Origin of the sequence: Nocardia sp. CC213A, assembly GCF_030766805.1 — a bacterium.
GTDB classification, from domain to species: domain Bacteria; phylum Actinomycetota; class Actinomycetes; order Mycobacteriales; family Mycobacteriaceae; genus Nocardia; species Nocardia otitidiscaviarum.
On sequence record NZ_JASFXA010000002.1, the window covers coordinates 498,573 to 517,005 of the forward strand.

Below are 18,433 nucleotides of genomic sequence, written 5' to 3' on the forward strand. Positions count from 1 at the left end.
GCGCGGCGGTGATTCAGCGGGCGGTGCGCCTGCGGTATTCGCTGGGTGCGACGCCGTGGAGGCGGTGGAAGGCGCGGCGCAGGGCGCGCACGTCGGCGTAGCCGACCCGGGTGGCGATGGACTCGACACCGAGTGCTGTCTCCCGTAGCAGGCGTGCGGATTCGGTGTGGCGGACGCGTTCCAGTTCGGTGCGCCAGGTGGTGTCCTGCTCGCACAGGCGGCGCTGAAGGGTACGGGGGCTGGTCGCCATGCGGTGTGCGACGGCGCGGAGGGTTGGTGTCGAACCCTGTTGCAGCGCTTCGCGAATCGCGGTGTGCAACTGGTCCAGCCAGCCCAGCATCGGGCGGGCGGAGGTGATGGTGGTCTCGGTGTAGGAGCGCATGATCGCGGCGAGTACCGGATCGGCCTCCGGAAGGGGCTGTGCCGCGTCGGCTTCGGTGAAGGTGATGGTGGTGTGCTCCGCGCCGAAGTGCATGTCGTCGGTGCCGAAGAGTTCCACCAGATGCCGGTGGTGCGGTGGCGGCGCGGTCGTGAACGTCACCCGCTGCGGGCGGAGGTGCCGCCCCGCGGCGGCGCGTGCCTCGCGCAGGATGAGGCCCATCGCCAGTTCGTTGATCATCGAGCCACACGACAGGTCGGCGTAGGGCGTGCGGTAGACGACGGTGGCCGCGCCCGCGGCGTCCATGGTGACCTCCGCGCTCTCCAGCGGGTCGCGGACCGCCGCGAGCAGGCTCGCCCCGGCGGTGAGACCTCCGGTCAGGGTGGGGGCGGTGCGGAACAGGTAGTCCCATGAACTGAGCAGTCCCGGCTGCCACAGGGTCGCGATCCGCGCGCCGCCGCCCCATGCCTCCACCTCGTCTCCGGCGATCTGCCAGATATCCAGCGCCATGGCGGAAGACAGTCGGACGCCGTCCTCGTGAATGGCCGCCATCCCGCGCACTCGAACGAGCTCGGAGTCCTTCACCCCGGCTTCGAGCGCCGCGGCGAGGATCAGGCGCAGCATGTGCGGCGGCACCGTTCCTGCGATCACACGCTCACGATAAAGCGGTTGGCGCGTTCTGTCCCGCGCACGGCGCATTGTGGTCTGACAGCAGGACGAGCAGCGGTTTTACCTTCGATATGTCAGGAGTTCGGTCCATCCGGGACCGGATCGAGAACGTTGGGACAGTGCAATGCGCAAAGTAGTGGGCGGCTTGTTCATCACCGTGGACGGCGTCGTGGAATCACCCGATCAATGGTCGTTCGATCTGTTCGACGAGGATTTCGGCGCGCATATGGGAACGGTGCTCGCCGCCACCGACACCATGTTGTTGGGCCGCAACACCTATACGGAGTGGGTCGACTATTGGCCCACCTCCACCGACGAGCCCTTCGCCGGACATATCAACAGCGTCCGGAAGTACGTCGTATCCGACACCCTCGACGAGGTCGGCTGGACCAACGCCACCCTGCTGCGCGGCGCCGACCTGGCTGCCACCCTCGCCGAGTTGAAGCGGCAGCCGGGCAACAACATCGGCACCGCGGGCAGCCCCACCCTGGTCCGCCGCCTGCTCGAGGCCGATCTGCTCGACGAACTGGAACTCATGATCTACCCGGTGGTCGCGGGCAAGGGCACGCGCCTGTTCACCGACACCGGCCTGCTGCGCCGACTCGAACTCGTCGGTTCCACCCGCACCGGCAGCGGCATCGTCATCAACACCTATCACCCGGCTTAGATCGGCGCAGGAGCGGGTGCGCTCACGCCGGCTGCCCGCGCAGTGGCTGCGGCGTATCCGCGAAGCGCCAGCCGATCGCGATGCTCAACACGCCGTACCCGAGGTGCAGGTAGTTGTCCGGCTCGGACACCCCGTGGATATTCAGGAATCCGGCGGCGCCGGTCACGCCCAGTGCGAATGCGGCCAGCAGGCCCGCACCGAGCACGATATTGACCGTCCGCGTCACCGGGGGCAGCACGGCGGCGGCCAGCCAGACCGCGCCGAGCACGAGGTGCACGACATTGTGGAGTGGATTCAGCGCCAGGATCAGTATTTTCGCGTCATGGCTGCCGGCGAAGTCACCGAAACCGGTCACGGCGAAACCGATGAGGCCGGCGGCGAAGTAGATCACCGACGAGACGGCGGCGAAGATCTGGTTGCGCGTCATATCCGTACCTTTCGACGGGCCGCGTGCTGCGGCCGTGCACAGATATGGACTCGCGGAGCCCCGGCCCGTTACAGCGTGTCCGGATTTCGCCGCTGGAATTCGGCCAGCAACTCGTCGAACCCGGCGGGTCGCAGCTCCACCGCGTCGTCGCGGGTGGCGGAGACGATGCGGATGGTGCGGCGGATCTGGTCGACGTACACCCGGCATGCCTCGCAGATCGCGGTGTGTTGTTCGAATCTGCGCAGGTCGGATTCGTCCAGCGCGTCATCGAGGAATTCGGTGACCAGCTCGACGGCGTCCGAACAGGTGATCCGCAGTTCGTTGTCGATGAAACCGTTGTCATTCATCGAGATACTCCTCCAACGCGGCACGCAGGGCGGCGCGGCCCCGGTGCAGTAGAACCCGCTGATTCACCGCCGAAATCCCCAGCGCCGCACAGGTTTCCTCACTCGACCACCCCTCGATATCGCGCATGGTCACCACCTCGCGCTGCGCGGGCGGCAATGTGTGCAATGCGGTGTCGACGACGGCACGCACCTCCGCGGACATGAGCCGCTGCTCCGGCAGCAGCTCCCAGCGGACCGGTACGTCCGGCCAGTAGTGGGGGCCGAGTTCCGGATGCGCCAGCCGATCCGGATCGACCGCGGGGCGCGGATCGGCCGTCGGACCGGCGGTGGCGAAAGGCACCGTGCGCGGTTCCCGACGGGCCAGGGTCCGCACCCGGTTCAGCATGATCCGGAACACCCAGGTGCGCACGCTCGCCCGGCCCTCGAACTCGCCGATGGCGCGCACCACCGCCATCCAGGTGTCCTGCACCGCGTCCTCGGCGGCGGCACGGGGGAGGTAACCGCAGGCCAGCCGCACCAGGGGGGCGTGCAGCGCCTCCACCAGCGCGCGAAAGGCCTCGGTGTTCCCGCCGCGTAGCGCGGTGAGCAGGTCGTCCTCGGTCGGCCAGCGGTCATCGACGATGGTGCGCGTGCGTGGAACCACGACTTCGCATCCCCATTCTCGAAATCTCGGATTCGCGGCCGCCGCGCTGTAACGCCGGGGGCCGCCGGGGTGTCCATACCTCGCGCCGTCGGTAGGGGCGACAGCGCGGCACAACGACAACCAACGATACTGGAGGACACTCATGAGCACACTGCCTCTCGTCAGCGCGGATCGTGAAACGCCCGAGCAGACCACGGCATTGTCCGCGGTGCGGCAGGCACTCGGCTCGACACCCAACCTCACCCGGGTGATGGTGCACAGCCCCGCGCTCGTGCACGGGTATCTGGCCATGGCGGGGAATCTCGCCGAGGGCGTGCTGTCGGCGGCGACGCGGGAGCGGCTGGCCATCGCTGTCGCGCAGTCCAACGGCTGCTCGTACTGCCTGTCGGCGCACAGCTACCTGGGCGAGAACGTCGCCGGTCTCAGCCGCGAACAGGTCGGCGCGGCACGCAAAGCCGACGCCGACGACCCGAAGACGGCGGCACTGCTGGCCTTCGCGGTGGCGGTCAACGAGCAGCGCGGCGACGTCGGCGACGACGTGGTGGCGACGGTGCGTGCGGCCGGAGCGACCGAGGCCGAGATCGCCGAGGTCATCGGTCACGTCGCGCTCAATGTGCTGACCAACTACCTGAACAATGCGGCACGCACCGAGATCGACTTCCCGGTCGTGCAGGCCTGACGAATCGTCCTGCGGCGGAGCGCAATTCCGATCCGCCGCAGGGTGTTCGGCTCAGGGGGTGCTGCGTTTGCGGTATTCGCTGGGATCAGGCGCGGCGTGTGCGGCGGTCTCTTCGATCACGACCCCATTGCCAATCGGTCGGCGCGTCACATCCCGCGCAGGGCGCATTCGGGTCTGACGGCAGCGGGTGTCCCCGGTGGCGCGAGCGCACGAGCCGCGTCGGCGGTGGCTCGATCGAACCCGGCTGATATCGACCCGGTGGGGGCGTCGCGGCCTGCAGCGATAGCCCCGATGCATGTCCTATAGTGATGCGACGTTCGGTAGCTGATAGTTAGCTTCAGTGGGTGACTTGGTTCGGGTTCCGGGTTGTCGCATGCGGGAGGCTGCTGGTGTCTCTGTCTTCATCGCGTTCGCGGTGGCGTCTCTTCGGGTCGGTCGGCGTGCTGGTGGTGAGCTTTGTCGTGGGCGCGTCGGGGCTGGCGGGGGCGCAGCCTTCGGAGCCCGACTCGCCGCCGGCGCCGCCGCCATCCCCGGCGGAGGCGCCGGTGCCGGGGGTGGCGGCGGTACCGCTGTCGACGCTCGGCATGGGTCGCGTGCTGGCGTTTCCGGGACAGGAGCACGAGGTGGCGCTGACGCTGCCGGTGCTACCGGGGATGGCGCCGATGGAGCTGGTGGGGACGGTGCAGTTGCCGCCGTATGTGGCGCGCGGAACGCTGGAGGTGATATCGGGGGAGCGGCTGCTGGATCGGGTGAATCTGCCGCTGGAGCGCGACGCGCCGGTGCGGCTGTCGCTGGCCGGCGCGGAGGTCGAGAACAATGCCATCGCGGTGACGCTGAGTTCGGCGCTGGTGCCGGAGGTCGGGACCTGTATCACCGACTGGCTCGGGCGACCGATGACGCTGTCGGATCCGGCCGTGGGCTATTCCGGCCGGGAGGTGCAGCCGTCCACCGTCGCCGAGTTCCTGCCGCCCGTGCTGCGCCGGCTCACGGTCTATCTGCCGGAGCGGCCGTCACAGGTGGAGAGTGCGGCGGCCCTGGAAATGCTCACGGCTGTGGTCGCTCGCTACGACGGCCAACCGGTTGCCGTGGATTTGCGGTCGATGGGTCGCGGGGCCACGGCGCCGGATCACGCCCCGGAATTCCTGGAACGGCAGATCGCCCTCGCCGAATCCGCCGACACCGGGCTGCGGCTCACTGCCGACGGTCCCGGCCCACTGCTGACGGTGTCCGGCACCCGCGACACCCTGCCCGACCAGATCCGGCTGCTCACCAGCGATCTCGCGCGCATCGCCCTCACCTCGGGGGCCACGGCGGTATCACTGCCCGCCGCGCCACAACTGCCACCGGAGGTCAGCACGCTGAGCGATCTGGGTGAGACACGACTCAGCGCCACCGCCATCGGCGTGGTGAGCGTCGATATCGGCATCGACCAATCCCGCCTCGGCCGCCCCACCCGCGATATCCGGGTGCGCCTGCTGGGCAACTACACCCCGCTGCCGCAGACGCTGAACGGGCAGATCACGGTGACCGCCCGCGACCGGCAGATCGACAGCTGGCCGGTGGACGCGAGTGGCCGCATCGAACGCTGGATCGAGATTCCGGACGAACTGCTCGGCCGGTTCACGACGCTGACCGTCACCCTGGCGCAGACCGGTCTGACCCACGGCTGCGGTTTGGAGCAGCCGGTCACCCTGACCATCGACCCGGCCAGTGAGATCACCGGAGATGAGGCGAAACCGCCTGTGCCCCCAGGATTCCAGTCAATGCCGCAGGCGATGCTGCCCACCGTGCAGGTCGGGTTGCGTGAGCCCGGTTTCGCCGACACGCGCCGCGCCGCGCGCATTCTGGTCGGCATGCAGCGCCTGACCCCGGTGCCGCTACGGCCGGAGTTGGTGTCGTTCGACACCGCGGTGAACGGCACCGACCCCGTCGTCCTGATCGCGGCCGACGGCGATGTGCCCGAGTCGATTCGACTGCCCCTGAGCCGATCCGGCGATCGGATCACCGTGTACAGCGGACCGTCGCGCGCCGAACTGCGCATCGATCCGCTGATTCCCTTCGGCTCCCTTCAGGCCACCTGGTCGAACGACCGAGCAGTGCTGGTCGCCACCTCCACCGCGGAGCCCGAACGGGTGGACCGCATGCTGGACTGGTTGGACGGCGATCCGGACCGCTGGTCCCGACTCACCGGAAATGTGCTGTACCAGACCGGTGATCGCGATCCGGAGTACTTCGACCCGCAGGAGGTGGTCGCCGGCGCACCCGGTGACTCCGCCGATATTCCGGTCGCCCGCATCCTGACCATCGCCGGAGCCGTGGTGCTCGGCCTGGGGCTGGTCGCGGGCCTGCTGATCCTGGCGCGGCGTCGGCGCGACCACTGACATGCACGCGAAAGTGTCGGCACGGCGGCCGAATCCGGCTACCGCGATGGTCGCGCGGGGGACGCTGATCGCCGTGGCGGTGGTGACGGCCTTCTGGAGCACGGTGGTGGAGATCGCCGAGGACATCACACAGGGTTCGCACCTCGGATATCTGCTGCTGATGCCGGTACTGGCGGGGTTCGCGGCCATCGGCATCGCCCTGCGCCGGGGTGGTGAGCTACCCATCCACGATCGGCAGACCGACATCATCGTCGGACTCATCGTCTTGGCTCTGTCGATGGCGGTGGTGGGTCTGCTGGTGCGCCGCTACCGCTACCACTACGAGCTGCTGCATCTGGACGTGCTCGCGGCGTGGCTGTTCCTGCTCAGCGCGTGCGTGCTGGTATTCGGACTGCGGCCGACGTGTCGGTTCTGGCCGGTATGGCTGCTGCTGCTCGCCGCCGCGCCGCTGCCCTACGGTTTGGCGATCGCGGCTCTCGGCGGCGGTGTGGTCGCCTCCGGGCTGGTCATGCTCCTGATCGCGGCCGTGACCGCGGCCATCGCGACGGGGCGGACCCCGGCCCGTGGATGCGCAGCCGCGGCTATCGCCCTCGTCGTGGGCGGGCTCTGCCTGCTGGCGGTGCGGTCCGTGCTGCCCGACGGACGGGGCATCCTCTATCAGGCCCTGCCGTCGGTGATCGGTGTGAGCACGGCCTGTGCGGTGATGTACCTGTACCAGCGGCGCGGTGCGGCTCTCGAGCCGTTGGACCGGCCGTTGGCCGCGCTGACGGCCGGACAGTCGTACGGGGCCCTGGCACTCGTCGTCTCCGGCGCGGTGGTGTTGGGTCTGATTCCGGTGTACAAGGACTACAGCGTCGAATTTCCGGAGGTCGCCGGGCTCGTCGTCATGGGTCAGCACCTGGTCCCGCCGGGCTGGCAACTGCTCAGCGAGGACGAATATCCCTGGGCTCGCCGCTATTTGGGCTCAGATGCCACGCTCACCAGACAGCTGATTCGCGCCGAGCGCGGGAATTCGGACTGGGACAAGGAATCCCGTCGCCGCCGCATCGTCGTGGATACGGCACGCGGCGATGATCCATACAGCATCAACAATGTGCCCGAGTTCGTGCTGTACCGCCTCCAGCAGCCACGCATCAGTCCACCTTCCTATATCGACCTCGGTCGCGGAGTCACCGCCCGGCTCAATGTCGTTCTGGACGACCGCAGGCTACTCAGCTGGACCTGGTTGAGTTGGAACTGGACCGGCACGGGTGGAGCGGAGCGGATCACCCTCATCGCCGCCGACAATCATCTGCCCGACGCGGAGTTCCCGCCGCTGCAGCCCGCCTTCACCGAGTATCTCGACAACCTCATGAATCAGCTGTTCCGCGGCAATGCTGTCGTGCTGGACAGCCATTCGCACGCTGTCGAGGCCGACCTCGCCCCCAAGGACGAGGACCTGCTGACCACGGTAGCGCGAGCCATGGTGCGGGCGAGGACGTCATGACCGCCGTCGATCCGGAATCCCCGGAGTTCAAGGCCGACGCCCTGCACGCGGCCGTGCACGGATTGCGGGAATCCGATCCGCTGGCCTCGGCTGCGGTGGCTTTCCTTCCGTGGCAACGTAATACGTTCCTCGCGCTGATGCTGACGGTCGCGGTGTGCGCGGTGTTCTTTCCGCTCGCCACCGGCACCGTACTGGTGGCGCTGTGCACGCTGGGGTATCTCGCGGTGCTCGGTGACCGCGTGCTGATCTTCACCCGCGGCATGGCCCGGGATGCCATCATGACCGTCGACGATGCCCGCGCCCGCGCCCTGCCCGCCGACGACCTGCCGCCCTACACCATTCTGGTGCCCGCCTACGGGGAACCGGAGGTGGTCGGCGATCTGGTCGCCGCGCTGGAGTCCATCGAGTATCCGCGCGACCGGATGCAGGTGCTGCTGCTTCTGGAGGAGGACGACGAACCCACCATCGCGGCGGCACGGGCGGCCGGAATCGGTTCGGGCGGAGCCGAACACATCACCATCGTGCTGGTACCGGCCGCCGATCCGCGCACCAAGCCCAAGGCGTGCAACTACGGATTGCGCCGCGCCACCGGCGATATCGTCACCATCTACGACGCCGAGGACATCCCGGATCCGCTGCAACTGCGCCGCGTGGTCGCCGCCTTCCGGGAACTGCCGCCCACGGTGGCGTGCGTACAGGCCAAACTGGCCTTCCACAATGCCCGGCAGAATCTGCTCACCGCCTGGTTCACCATGGACTACGGGCTGTGGTTCGGCTATCTGCTGCCCGGCCTGATGCGCAGTTCCGCCCCGATTCCCCTGGGCGGCACCTCGAATCACTTCACACGCGAGGTGGTGACCGCGATCGGCGCGTGGGATCCCTACAACGTCACCGAGGACGCCGACCTCGGGGTGCGCATCGCGGCCCGCGGCTATGCCACCGCGGTCATCGACTCCACCACGCTGGAGGAGGCCAACCCCGACCCGATCAACTGGATTCGGCAGCGATCTCGCTGGTACAAGGGCTATTTGCAGAGCTGGCTGGTGCACACCCGCCGTCCGGTGCGGCTGTGGCGGCAGATCGGGACGGTGGCCTTCCTGCGCTTCACGCTGTTCCTGGCGGGCACTCCGATCATCGCCTGCCTGAACCTGGTGTTCTGGGCGATGAGCCTGGCCTGGATTCTGGGCCAGCCCTTCGTGATCGAGCAGCTGTTCCCGACCGCCGTCTACTTTCCGGCCCTGGTCGCGCTGGTGCTCGGCAATGCCGCGACCATCTACATGAACCTGCTCGCCTGCCGGGAGAACGATCGCTCCGATCTGCTGCTCGCCTGTCTGACCTCACCGCTGTACTGGCTGCTGATGAGTATCGCCGCGACCAAGGGCTGCTGGCAGCTGCTGCGCAATCCGTCCTACTGGGAGAAGACCTTCCACGGCCTGGGTGCGACGGAGAAGAGCGCGTGACGCGCACACGGTCATGGGCGTCGCTGGCGGTCTTCGCGACCGCGAGCCCGCTGTACCTGATCACCGGGTGGCTGGTGACGGCCGGCCACGGCTATCTGATGGGAGACGCGCTCAGCCGGGTGTCGGCCGCGCAGGCGGCACTGTTCAGCCGTGACCCGCACCTGTCGGCCATCGGCTTCGTCTTCACCCCGCTCACCGCGCTGGCGCAGCTGCCCGCGGTCGCGCTCTCCCCGCTGCTGCCCGGCCTGACCACCTGGGGCCTGTCCGGGGTGCTCATGACGGCGTTGTTCATGGGCGGCGCGGTGACCACCGTCCACGGCATCGGCACCGATCGGGGCGCGCCCGCATGGCTCACTCTCGCGGTGACGGTGCTGTTCGCGCTCAATCCGATGATCGTGTTCTACGGCGGCAACGGAATGAGCGAGGCGCTGTTCCTGTTCTGCCTGTGCTGGGCGATCCGGCGGCTCATGCGCTGGGTGCGCACCGACGGCGCGCACGATCTGACCGCCTGCGGTATCGCCCTCGGCCTCGGCTATCTGACCCGCTACGACGCCCTCGCCCCGGCCGCCGCCGCGGGTGCGTTCGTCGGCGCGTACACGCTGTGGCGGCGGCGCGGTGAGGCGCGGCGCTGGTGGGCGGCGGCCATGGATGTCTGTCTGGTGCTCGCGCCGGTGGGGCTGGCCTTCTTCGTGTGGGCGGCCACCAGCTGGCTGATCACCGGTCAGGCGTTTCAGCAGTTCACCTCGCAGTACGGCAATACCGCGATACTGGAGCAGTCCGGCACGACCGCCGCGGGCGATTCGGTCGCGGCGCTGGAGTACTCGGTCGCCGCGATGCTGGTACTCGGTCCGGCGCTGCCACTGCTCGTGCCGGTGGCGGGAGCCCTCGGCGTTCGCCGCCGCGACCTCCAGGTGCTCGTGCCCATGCTGCTGTGCGGTGCCGTGCTCGCCTTTCAAACCCTCAGCTACGCAACCGGTTCCACCTTCGCGTTCCTACGCTTCTACATCGCCGCGATACCGCTGGTGGCCGTGCTGACGCTGCTGCTCGCGCCCGCCCGCGGGCAGCCGCCCAGCCGTCGTCTCGGGGAGCACGCCGCGGCAGTGCCGATGCCGCGCGCCGTGCCGGTCGCCGCTCTGGTCGCCACCGTCCTCGTGCTGGCGGCGTCGCTGCCGCTGACCACACTCGGCATGAACAGCTCGCGCCTGGCGGTGCAGGAGTACGCGTTGGGCGCGGTGCTGTTCCCGCGGCCGGACAATGCCTCCGAACGCTACGCCGATCAGCGGCGGATCGCCGCCACCTTCACCACGGGGCGCAAGCTCGCGCGCTATCTGGACTCGCTGCGGCTGCCACCCGGCGCGGTGCTCATGGATACCGTGTACGGCTTCTCGGTGGTGGTCGCCTCCGAGCGGCCGGACCAGTTCGTGGTGCCGTCCGACCGTGATTTCGTGCGCATCCTGAACCGGCCCGCCGAACGCGGGGTGCGCTACATCCTGGCGGTGCCGCCCACCGGGCGCGGTGCCTCGGATGCGGTGAACCGCAGGTACCCCACCATGTTCGAGAACGGCGCGCAGATAGCGACTTTGGAGCTGGAAGTTCCGGCCGACGGTGCGAGCGAACCGGATTGGCGGCTCTACCGGGTGCTGGGCGCGCGCTGATCACCCGACGGTGATCCGCTCGGCCACCAGGTCCCAGAGCGGATCATCGGGTCCCACGTCGAAGGTGCACGCGTCGGCTCGCGGGTCGGGGACGAAGGCCCAGACGAGTGCTCCGGCCGCCCCGGCCGCGCGCTGCCCGATCATCTTGCGCTCGATCGCCGCCCGCCGCGCCGGGAGACTGCGGCAACTGCCCGCCGCCACCCCGATCTCGGCCACCAGCAGCGGCTTCCGCAACAGTTCGGCCTGATCGAGGCGTACGGCCAGGCCGTTGAAGGCGTCACCGGGGACCGCGACGTCCTCCTCGCCGTAGTCGTGGAACTCCAGGACGTCGATGAACCGCGAAGCGCCGACCCGGACGAATTCCTCACCCGCCGTCCCGCACTGCCCGCCGCCGATGAATCCGGCGAAGATGAGCCGCCCCGGGTCCAATCGGCGCACCAGCGCCCCGGATTCGTCCATGAAGGTGCGCAGCACGGCCGCGGCGTCGTCCGGGCAGGACTGGCGGTCGTCGGCGCAATCGCCGGCGCAGACACCCGGTTCCGGCTCGCCGATCACCTCCCACCCGGCCACCACCGGGGAACTGCGCCACCGCTGTACCGCCGCCCTGATCCAGTCCCGGGTGCTCAGCACCGCGCGACCTTCGATCGGCCTGGCCTCGGCCCAACCTCGCGTGAACCATTCCCGCTGCTTGAATGTCTCGTCATCGCAGGCCCCGTCCTGCGGCACCAGTACCGGCAGCACCAGCTGCGCATGCCGTTCCGCGGCCGCGAATACGGCGTCCACGGCCCGGAAGTCGAGCGCACCCGTCGTCTTGTTCACCGCCAGCGCCTGGAAGACATTGAAACGGGTGAGGGAATGGCGGGGTAGCCGTTCGAAGAACTCGTCGAGATTCACCTCCGCACCGCAGCCGATATTGAGCCCGTAGTCGGTGGCGAGTTGGGGAGCATTGAAACCCGCGGGCCACCACGGTTTTCCATTGAGCAGCAGCCCGGATGCCGAGGCGCTCACCGCCGCACCGGCAGCCGGCGGTCCATCGGGAACAGCAGCTCCCGGCGCGTCCGGGCCGCCGTCGGCGCATCCCGCCCCGAGACACAGCGCGGCCACCACGGCGAGAACGCGAACACGTGCGGACAACGGTCCTCCTGACTGCGAGCGAGGCGAGCGGGGACGACGACCGTCTCACGATCGCAGATGCGCCGACCCAGCCTCGTCGGACGCACCGAATACCTCGTCCTCGCGTTGTGCCCGCCGTAGTCACGTCCGAGCTGTTGCCGATCGGAGAACAGGGGCAGCGTCGATGGTGTCCGGGCCGGACCCGCGGTACGCGCTCCGATTCCGGCTATCGGCCGAAATGCTGCCCGCGGTCGCCGAGGCCGACAGTCGGCGTGCGTGAGACGCGGACACCGGGCATCGGATGGTTCCCGGCCGTTCACCTGTCGGTCCCGGCCCGCCACTAGCGTGTGGCCCGTGGCGCATGGATGGCGTAGGGCTGGACAGGTAGCACTGGCGGTGGCGGTCGTAGGGGTGCTGGGCGCGCCGACGGCGCACGCGCAACCGGGGGTGCGGTTGCTGGGGGAGCGGGTGATCGCCCACGATCTCGACGTGCGGGGGACCGTGCTCGGTGGGCTGTCGGGAATCGACTATCGCGCGAGTACCGGAGATTACGTGCTGATCAGCGATGATCGGTCGGAACGCGATCCGGCGCGGTTCTACACCGCGCGCTTCACGGTGGACGGCGACGGGGTCGGGCCGGTCACCTTCACCGGCACGCACCCGCTGCTCGATCCCGCCGGTGCCGAGTATCCGGCGAAATCCGTCGACCCCGAGGAGATTCGGGTCGATCCGTGGACCGGCGAGTACTTCTGGACCCAGGAGGGGGAGCGCGCGGACGCGGTGCTGATCGACCCGTCGGTGCGGATCGCCCGTCCGGACGGCACCTACGCCGGAGCTCTCCCGATTCCCGACAACGAACGAATGCGCCCGGACACGGGTCCGCGCCGCAATGCCGCGTTGGAGGCCGCGACCTTCGCCGCGGGCGGCACCCTGTTCGTGACCGCGCTCGAGGGTCCGCTGCTCGAGGACGGTCCCGGGCCCACCACCGGCGCCGGATCGCTCAACCGCCTGACCGTGCAGGCTCGATTCGGTCCGGTGCTGGCCCAGTACCTGTATCCGACCGAGCCGGTCTTCGCCGCGTCGCGCCCCGAACCGGGCCGCGGCGACAACGGCATCGTCTCCATCCTCGCCGCCGACGCCCTGAACCCGTCGACGCTGCTCGTCCTGGAACGCGGCTTCGTCCCGGGCGTCGGCACCAAGATCCGTCTCTACGAAGCCGACCTCACCGCCGCCACCGACGTGCACGGCACCAGCGTGACCGACGCCCGCCCGGCCACCAAACGGCTGGTCGCCGACCTGGGCGAGCTCGGCCTGTCCCACGTCGACAATATCGAGGGCATGACCTGGGGGCCGCGTCTCGCCACCGGCGAACGCACCCTGATCCTGGTGAGCGACAACAACTTCAGCGCCGAACAGGTCACCCAGCTCGTCGCGCTCGCCATGCGCTGACCGGGCGACCCACGCGTTTCCCACGTACGGGGCCGGACCGCCCGGTACCGTCACGGACACAGCGCGTTGAGAGGTGGGCTATGTCACATTCCACTGATTCCGCGGTCGTCGTGGACGATTCCAGCGGCGCGGCCTCGCGACGTTGGATCGGCCTCGGCCTCGGCGTGATCCTGGCCGTGATCGTGTACTGGGTCCTGCCCGATTCGCTCGGGACGCCCGCCCGGTCGACCGCGGCGGTGGCCGTGCTCATGGCCGTGTGGTGGATGACCGAGGCATTGCCGCTGCCCGCTACGGCGCTGGTACCGCTGGTGGCGTTCCCACTGCTGAATGTCGCGCCGATGGGAACGCGGGGGCTGGATGCCGTCGGGGACGACGCGACCACCGGTGATGTGCTCGGCGCCGCCGCCCCCTACGCCGACAAGATCATCTTCCTGTTCCTGGGCGGCTTCCTGCTGGCGGCGGCCATGCAGAAGTGGGGACTGCACCGCCGCATCGCCTTGCGGACCATCCGTGCGGTGGGCACCCGGCCGGTGTCGCTCATCGCGGGATTCATGCTGGCCACAGCCTTTCTGTCGATGTGGGTGAGCAATACCGCGACCGCCGTCATGATGCTGCCCATCGGACTGTCGGTGATCGTGCTGACCACCCGGCTGGGTGACGGGGACGGCGATCCCAACTTCGCCGCGGCACTCATGCTCGGTATCGCCTACGCGGCGTCGATCGGCTCGCTGGGGACGATCATCGGCACCCCGCCCAACGGTCTGCTGGTGTCGAATTTGGCCGAGGAGGGCATAGCCATCTCGTTCGGCCAGTGGATGCTGTTCGGGGTGCCGATCGCCGCGGTGTTCCTGGTGCTGGCCTGGATCGTATTGACCCGCTTGGTATTTCCGCCGCGCATGTCCGAGATACCCGGCGGTCGTGAGGCCATCGACGAGCAGTACCGCGAACTGGGGCCGATGTCGCGCGGGGAGATCACGGTGCTGGTGGTGTTCGTGACCACCGCGCTGGCCTGGATCCTCATCCCGACATTGTTCGGCTCCAACGGAATCGACGCGCTGCGCGACACCTTGCCATTCTTGACCCGCATCGGTGACGAGGTGATCGCCATCGTGATGGCCATCGCCCTGTTCATCGTTCCGGTCGGCCGCGGCGAACGCCTGCTGGACTGGGAGACGGCCAAGGGCATCCCCTGGGGCATTCTGCTGCTTTTCGGCGGCGGGCTGTCGCTGGCCAACCAGATCCGGGTGACCGGATTAGGCACCTGGATCGGCGATCAGGTGTCCGGGCTCGGCGGCATACCGATCCTGCTGCTGGTCGCCGTGGTCACCGGCCTGGTGCTGCTGCTCACCGAGTTGACCAGCAACACCGCCACCACCGCCACCTTCCTCCCGATCATCATCGGCGTGGCGGGCGGCCTCGGCCTGGACCCGATGCTGCTCGCGGTCCCCGTGGCGCTGGCCGCGACATCGGCCTTCATGCTGCCGGTGGCCACTCCGCCCAACGCCGTGGTCTTCGGTTCGGGACATATCCGCATCGGCCAGATGATCAGGGCCGGAATCGGTCTCAACGTGATAGGCATGGTCTTGATCACCCTGGCCATGTTCACCCTCGCCGGACCGATCCTGGGCGTCGACCTCTGACCCCGGTCGTCCTCACGAGCCTGCGGTGACCGCCGGGGCCGTAGCGCGCGGGGGAGTGCGGCTCCGGTCGCGACGATGCCAGGCGAACGTCAGTCCCATGGCGACGCATAGCGCCGCGATCAGGGCGGTGAACACGTTGAACGCGCCGCGGGTGAGGTAGGAGGACACGGCCGTCGCGATCACGCCGGCGGCGAACGCGAAACCGAAGCCGAGCGCCGGGACCGCATGTCGTCGAGGCAGCAGTGCGGCGGTGATCAGCCATGCGCACAACACCAGATCGGGCCAGAGGAACAGGTTGGCCGCGTGGAATCGATTCTGCAGGAAGAGGTAGAGAAGGGTGGGGAGGCTGACGGTGACGGCGGCCAAGCGGCCCGCGATCAGCAGCACGCCGCCCATCAGGCGATCGCGCCGATCGTGCGTCGGGGACGGTAGTACCGGATCGCCACACCGGTCAGTGCGGCGATGCACAGCAGATCGAACACGATGCTGAACATCGCGAGATCGCCGCGGATGGCCGGGTTGGGGAGGATCAGCAGCAGGAAGACCGATTTGCCGGTGACAGCGGCCACGGCCGTGCCCAGGCGGACGGAGGGCTGGAACGCGGCCCACACCAGTGCCGCGCCGAGGAGGAGTTGCAGCATGCCGCGGTGCTGCAGCAGGGCGAGAGTCATGGGGTCCGGGTCGGTGACCCGGTAGGTCCACTCCAGCGCGTACACATTCAGCAGGGCCGCGGCCGGGGTCGCGGTGACGAGGCCCATCGTTATCAGCGCTACCCGCAGGGCTCTCTCGCCGGATGATCGTTCGGTCACATCGTACTCCAATTCATCAGTAGTGCTGACAATCAGGCTAGGTGACTGTCAGTAGGCTCGCAAGAGCGGCGTAAGGTGATGCCATGGCTTCCGCATCCCCCTCGGAGCTGGTCACCTCGTCGACCGGTTATCTCATGCTGCGACTCGGCGAATTCCTGCGGGAGCGCACCGAGATCCTGCTGCGGCGATGGGATCTGAGCGCCCGGGACCTCCGCGTACTCGGTTTCGCCGCCGCTCGGGCGATGTCGCAGCGGGAGTTGGCCGAGACCGCGGGACTGGACCGCACCACGATGGTCGGCGTGCTCGACCGACTCGAATCGATCGGTTACGCGCGCCGGGAGCGCGACGAACACGACCGCAGGCGCTTCCTGGTGGCGGTGACCGAGGCGGGGGCGCGCACCCTGGAGCAGGCGGTGGCCGAACTCGCCACCGCGCAGGCCGACTTCCTGGCTCCGTTCACCCCGGAGGAGCGGCGGCAGTTCCACGCCATGGTCGAGCGGCTGTTCCGTGCGCACGATCCATCATGTGACCCGGCCTGATTCCGATACGTCGCTGCTGCGGTAGCCGGATTGCCCGGTGCCGCACGGATTTCCGCCGGTCGAGGCCGTGTGGACGGCCTAGCGGGCGGGGGCGGGTTCGCCGGTCGTGCCCTCCCAGGCGCGTTCCGGCGGACTGCCGATGAAGCGGCCGCAGAGGAGGGCGGCGGCGGTGGCGACGATCCAGCCCGGCACGATCTCGTACCAGCCGGTATCGGCCAGGGCGTCGACCTGGCGCCAGACCACGACGGTGATCGCGCCGCCGAGAATGCCCGCCATCGCGCCGGCGGCCGTCATGCGCGGCCAGTACAGCGACAGCAGGATGACCGGGCCGAAGGCCGCGCCGAATCCCGCCCAGGCGTACGCCACGATATCGAGGACCGCGCCGCCGCTGAGCGCCATCACATAGGCCACGACAGCGACCGCGACCACGGCCGCGCGGCCCACCCACACCAGGACTCGTTCGGAGGCATCGCGGTTGAGGAAGGCGTGGTAGAAGTCCTCGGTCAGGGCGGTGGAGGAGACCAGCAGCTGGCTGTCGGCGGTGGACATGATGGCCGCCAGCACCGCGGCCAGCACCAGACCGGCGATCCAGGGCGCCAACTCCTGCTGGGTGAGCGCGATGAACACCGTCTCGGGATTGTCCAGCGGCTCATCGAGCGCCACCACGCCGATCAGGCCGACCAGGCAGGCGGCCGTGAGCGTGATGAGCACCCAACTCATTCCGATGCGGCGGGCGGTGGGCACGTCGTCGGCGCTGCGAATGCCCATGAACCGCGCCAGAATATGCGGCTGGCCGAAATAGCCGAGCCCCCAGGCGAGCAGCGACACGATGGCCACGAATCCGAGCGAACCGCCGTCACCCCAGACGCCGTCGGCGAAACTCGCCTCCGCGCCCATATCCAGCAGGTCGGGCGTCTTGTCCCGCAACGCGTCTCGCACCGCGCCGAATCCGCCGAAGCCGGCGACGGCGACAATGGGCACCAGCACCAGGGCGAAGAACATCAGCAGGCCCTGCACCACATCGGTGAAGCTCACCGCGAGAAAACCGCCCAGGAAGGCGTACAGGACGATCACCAGCACCGCGACCGTGATGGCCAGCGTCGAGTCGACGCCGAACACCTCCTCGAACAGCACGCCCCCGGCGACCAGTCCGCTGGCCACGTACACCGTGAAGAACACCAGGATCACCAGTGCCGACACCACCCGCAACAGCCGCGTGCGGTCCTCGAACCGAGCCTCGAAATACGAGGACAGGCTCACCGCGTTACCGGCCCGCTCGGTGTAGGTGCGCAAGCGCGGTGCGACGAACAACCAGTTGAGATAGGTGCCCACCGCCAGCCCGACGGCGATCCAGGTGGCGCCGATCCCGGCCGCGTACACGGCCCCGGGCAGTCCGAGCAGCAGCCAGCCGGACATATCACTGGCCTGTGCCGACAGTGCGGCCGTGGGAGCGTTGAGTTTCCGGCCGCCCAGGGCGAAATCGGCGAGCGTCGCCGTACGGCGATACACCCACACCCCGATCGCCACCATCGCCACCAGATAGATGACGAACGTGGTCAGCGTGACCGCGTCCAATTCGACCATGACGGGCACCTCCCGGGTCCGCAGCGGCTTGTGGCCGCGAGAACGTACGGCACCGCGCCGGAACGGGTGTGCCCGACAGCTGATGCCCGACTTGTCGGATCACGGTAGACGATGATCACGCCGCAGGGTGGCGACTCCCCGGGATTTCCATGCCGGTCGATTTTCACGCGGTCCGCGCCGGTGCGTCCGGGGGGTGAGTTCGATCGGCGCTCCGCCGTGCTACCGCTGACCGTCGGATTCGTCGACGATGTCGTAGTAGCTCATGCCGAAGGGTTGCAGCAGCGCGCGCATGAACCCGGGTCCGTCGTCGGGGTGCACGTACCTGCCCGTACCGCGGATCTCGATACCGGATCGATGCCATTGCTCGGCGAGAGCGCATCCCCCGGGTGTCGTGAACGTGAGTGCCGCCGTACCGGTCTCGGTCAGACGGAACTCGGCCACGCGCCGGGGATCCCAGGAGCCGAGATCGTATATCGCGACAAGGGTCGGTAGATGTTCGTCCATAC

General features: G+C 68.7%; 18 protein-coding genes. 9 read left to right on the plus strand and 9 right to left on the minus strand.

Annotation, left to right across the window (positions count from 1 at the left end):
• Positions 1 to 13 precede the first annotated feature (13 nt).
• The gene (locus tag QJS31_RS05425; protein WP_282777898.1) at positions 14 to 1,030 is read right to left on the minus strand and encodes an AraC family transcriptional regulator; all 1,017 of its coding nucleotides are present in this window, start codon (positions 1,028 to 1,030) and stop codon (positions 14 to 16) included.
• Between the two features lie 142 nt (positions 1,031 to 1,172).
• Between QJS31_RS05425 and QJS31_RS05430 the strand changes: the two genes are divergently transcribed.
• Positions 1,173 to 1,715, plus strand: a complete 543-nt coding sequence (locus QJS31_RS05430) for a dihydrofolate reductase family protein (protein ID WP_282777900.1) — start codon at positions 1,173 to 1,175, stop codon at positions 1,713 to 1,715.
• A 22-nt stretch (positions 1,716 to 1,737) separates the two neighbouring features.
• Here QJS31_RS05430 and QJS31_RS05435 read toward each other — a convergent pair whose 3' ends face one another.
• The 3 genes from QJS31_RS05435 to QJS31_RS05445 all read right to left on the minus strand — a co-directional run bounded on the left by QJS31_RS05435 (position 1,738) and on the right by QJS31_RS05445 (position 3,132).
• On the minus strand, positions 1,738 to 2,142 hold the full coding sequence (locus tag QJS31_RS05435) for a DUF4383 domain-containing protein (protein WP_306356067.1): 405 nt from the start codon (positions 2,140 to 2,142) through the stop codon (positions 1,738 to 1,740).
• Positions 2,143 to 2,210: 68 nt separating this feature from the next.
• Entirely contained in the window at positions 2,211 to 2,489 is a 279-nt protein-coding gene (locus tag QJS31_RS05440) for an anti-sigma factor (protein ID WP_282777903.1), read from the minus strand.
• Positions 2,482 to 3,132 carry an RNA polymerase sigma factor gene (locus QJS31_RS05445; RefSeq protein WP_282777905.1) on the minus strand — a complete coding sequence of 217 codons (651 nt, stop codon included), beginning with the start codon at positions 3,130 to 3,132 and terminating at the stop codon, positions 2,482 to 2,484. The genes QJS31_RS05440 and QJS31_RS05445 overlap by 8 nt, the downstream gene beginning before the upstream one ends.
• Positions 3,133 to 3,274: 142 nt before the next feature.
• Between QJS31_RS05445 and QJS31_RS05450 the strand changes: the two genes are divergently transcribed.
• The 5 genes from QJS31_RS05450 to QJS31_RS05470 all read left to right on the plus strand — a co-directional run bounded on the left by QJS31_RS05450 (position 3,275) and on the right by QJS31_RS05470 (position 10,793).
• On the plus strand, positions 3,275 to 3,811 hold the full coding sequence (locus QJS31_RS05450) for a carboxymuconolactone decarboxylase family protein (RefSeq protein ID WP_282777907.1): 537 nt from the start codon (positions 3,275 to 3,277) through the stop codon (positions 3,809 to 3,811).
• A gap of 389 nt (positions 3,812 to 4,200) precedes the next feature.
• Positions 4,201 to 6,192, plus strand: coding sequence for a hypothetical protein (locus tag QJS31_RS05455; RefSeq protein WP_306356068.1), 1,992 nt, complete (start codon positions 4,201 to 4,203; stop codon positions 6,190 to 6,192).
• Between the two features lie 46 nt (positions 6,193 to 6,238).
• Entirely contained in the window at positions 6,239 to 7,678 is a 1,440-nt protein-coding gene (locus QJS31_RS05460) for a hypothetical protein (RefSeq protein WP_282777911.1), read from the plus strand.
• On the plus strand, positions 7,675 to 9,138 hold the full coding sequence (locus tag QJS31_RS05465) for a glycosyltransferase (RefSeq protein ID WP_282777913.1): 1,464 nt from the start codon (positions 7,675 to 7,677) through the stop codon (positions 9,136 to 9,138). Before QJS31_RS05460 ends, QJS31_RS05465 begins: the two co-directional genes overlap by 4 nt.
• A complete protein-coding gene (locus QJS31_RS05470) occupies positions 9,135 to 10,793 on the plus strand; it encodes a glycosyltransferase family 39 protein (protein WP_306356069.1) in 1,659 nt (552 codons plus the stop codon). Before QJS31_RS05465 ends, QJS31_RS05470 begins: the two co-directional genes overlap by 4 nt.
• On the opposite strand, the gene QJS31_RS05475 is transcribed toward QJS31_RS05470, so the two are convergent.
• Positions 10,794 to 11,927, minus strand: coding sequence for a beta-mannosidase (locus tag QJS31_RS05475; protein ID WP_306356070.1), 1,134 nt, complete (start codon positions 11,925 to 11,927; stop codon positions 10,794 to 10,796). It abuts the gene before it with no gap.
• A 333-nt stretch (positions 11,928 to 12,260) separates the two neighbouring features.
• Between QJS31_RS05475 and QJS31_RS05480 the strand changes: the two genes are divergently transcribed.
• Complete coding sequence (locus tag QJS31_RS05480; RefSeq protein WP_282777919.1) at positions 12,261 to 13,355, plus strand: esterase-like activity of phytase family protein; 1,095 nt, start codon at positions 12,261 to 12,263, stop codon at positions 13,353 to 13,355.
• Between the two features lie 80 nt (positions 13,356 to 13,435).
• Positions 13,436 to 14,995, plus strand: coding sequence for a DASS family sodium-coupled anion symporter (locus QJS31_RS05485; RefSeq protein ID WP_306356071.1), 1,560 nt, complete (start codon positions 13,436 to 13,438; stop codon positions 14,993 to 14,995).
• Between the two features lie 12 nt (positions 14,996 to 15,007).
• On the opposite strand, the gene QJS31_RS05490 is transcribed toward QJS31_RS05485, so the two are convergent.
• The gene (locus tag QJS31_RS05490; RefSeq protein ID WP_282777922.1) at positions 15,008 to 15,391 is read right to left on the minus strand and encodes a hypothetical protein; all 384 of its coding nucleotides are present in this window, start codon (positions 15,389 to 15,391) and stop codon (positions 15,008 to 15,010) included.
• On the minus strand, positions 15,391 to 15,804 hold the full coding sequence (locus tag QJS31_RS05495; RefSeq protein WP_306356072.1) for a hypothetical protein: 414 nt from the start codon (positions 15,802 to 15,804) through the stop codon (positions 15,391 to 15,393). Before QJS31_RS05495 ends, QJS31_RS05490 begins: the two co-directional genes overlap by 1 nt.
• A gap of 83 nt (positions 15,805 to 15,887) precedes the next feature.
• On the opposite strand from QJS31_RS05495, the gene QJS31_RS05500 reads away from it, so the two are divergent.
• Positions 15,888 to 16,343, plus strand: a complete 456-nt coding sequence (locus QJS31_RS05500; protein WP_306356073.1) for a MarR family winged helix-turn-helix transcriptional regulator — start codon at positions 15,888 to 15,890, stop codon at positions 16,341 to 16,343.
• Between the two features lie 78 nt (positions 16,344 to 16,421).
• Here the strand turns inward: QJS31_RS05500 and putP are convergent, their stop codons facing one another.
• The gene (gene putP / locus QJS31_RS05505; protein ID WP_306356074.1) at positions 16,422 to 17,927 is read right to left on the minus strand and encodes a sodium/proline symporter PutP; all 1,506 of its coding nucleotides are present in this window, start codon (positions 17,925 to 17,927) and stop codon (positions 16,422 to 16,424) included.
• 219 nt (positions 17,928 to 18,146) lie between these two features.
• A complete protein-coding gene (locus QJS31_RS05510; RefSeq protein ID WP_282777930.1) occupies positions 18,147 to 18,431 on the minus strand; it encodes a hypothetical protein in 285 nt (94 codons plus the stop codon).
• Positions 18,432 to 18,433 lie beyond the last annotated feature (2 nt).

Coding starts and splice junctions, on each gene's coding strand:
- QJS31_RS05435 (WP_306356067.1), bottom strand. CDS start 2,142: ATGACGCGCAACCAGATCTTCGCCGCCGTCTCGTCGGTGATCTACTTC.
- QJS31_RS05430 (WP_282777900.1), top strand. CDS start 1,173: ATGCGCAAAGTAGTGGGCGGCTTGTTCATCACCGTGGACGGCGTCGTG.
- QJS31_RS05500 (WP_306356073.1), top strand. CDS start 15,888: ATGGCTTCCGCATCCCCCTCGGAGCTGGTCACCTCGTCGACCGGTTAT.
- QJS31_RS05510 (WP_282777930.1), bottom strand. CDS start 18,431: ATGGACGAACATCTACCGACCCTTGTCGCGATATACGATCTCGGCTCC.
- QJS31_RS05485 (WP_306356071.1), top strand. CDS start 13,436: ATGTCACATTCCACTGATTCCGCGGTCGTCGTGGACGATTCCAGCGGC.
- QJS31_RS05490 (WP_282777922.1), bottom strand. CDS start 15,391: ATGGGCGGCGTGCTGCTGATCGCGGGCCGCTTGGCCGCCGTCACCGTC.
- QJS31_RS05465 (WP_282777913.1), top strand. CDS start 7,675: ATGACCGCCGTCGATCCGGAATCCCCGGAGTTCAAGGCCGACGCCCTG.
- QJS31_RS05450 (WP_282777907.1), top strand. CDS start 3,275: ATGAGCACACTGCCTCTCGTCAGCGCGGATCGTGAAACGCCCGAGCAG.
- QJS31_RS05440 (WP_282777903.1), bottom strand. CDS start 2,489: ATGAATGACAACGGTTTCATCGACAACGAACTGCGGATCACCTGTTCG.
- putP (WP_306356074.1), bottom strand. CDS start 17,927: ATGGTCGAATTGGACGCGGTCACGCTGACCACGTTCGTCATCTATCTG.
- QJS31_RS05460 (WP_282777911.1), top strand. CDS start 6,239: ATGGTCGCGCGGGGGACGCTGATCGCCGTGGCGGTGGTGACGGCCTTC.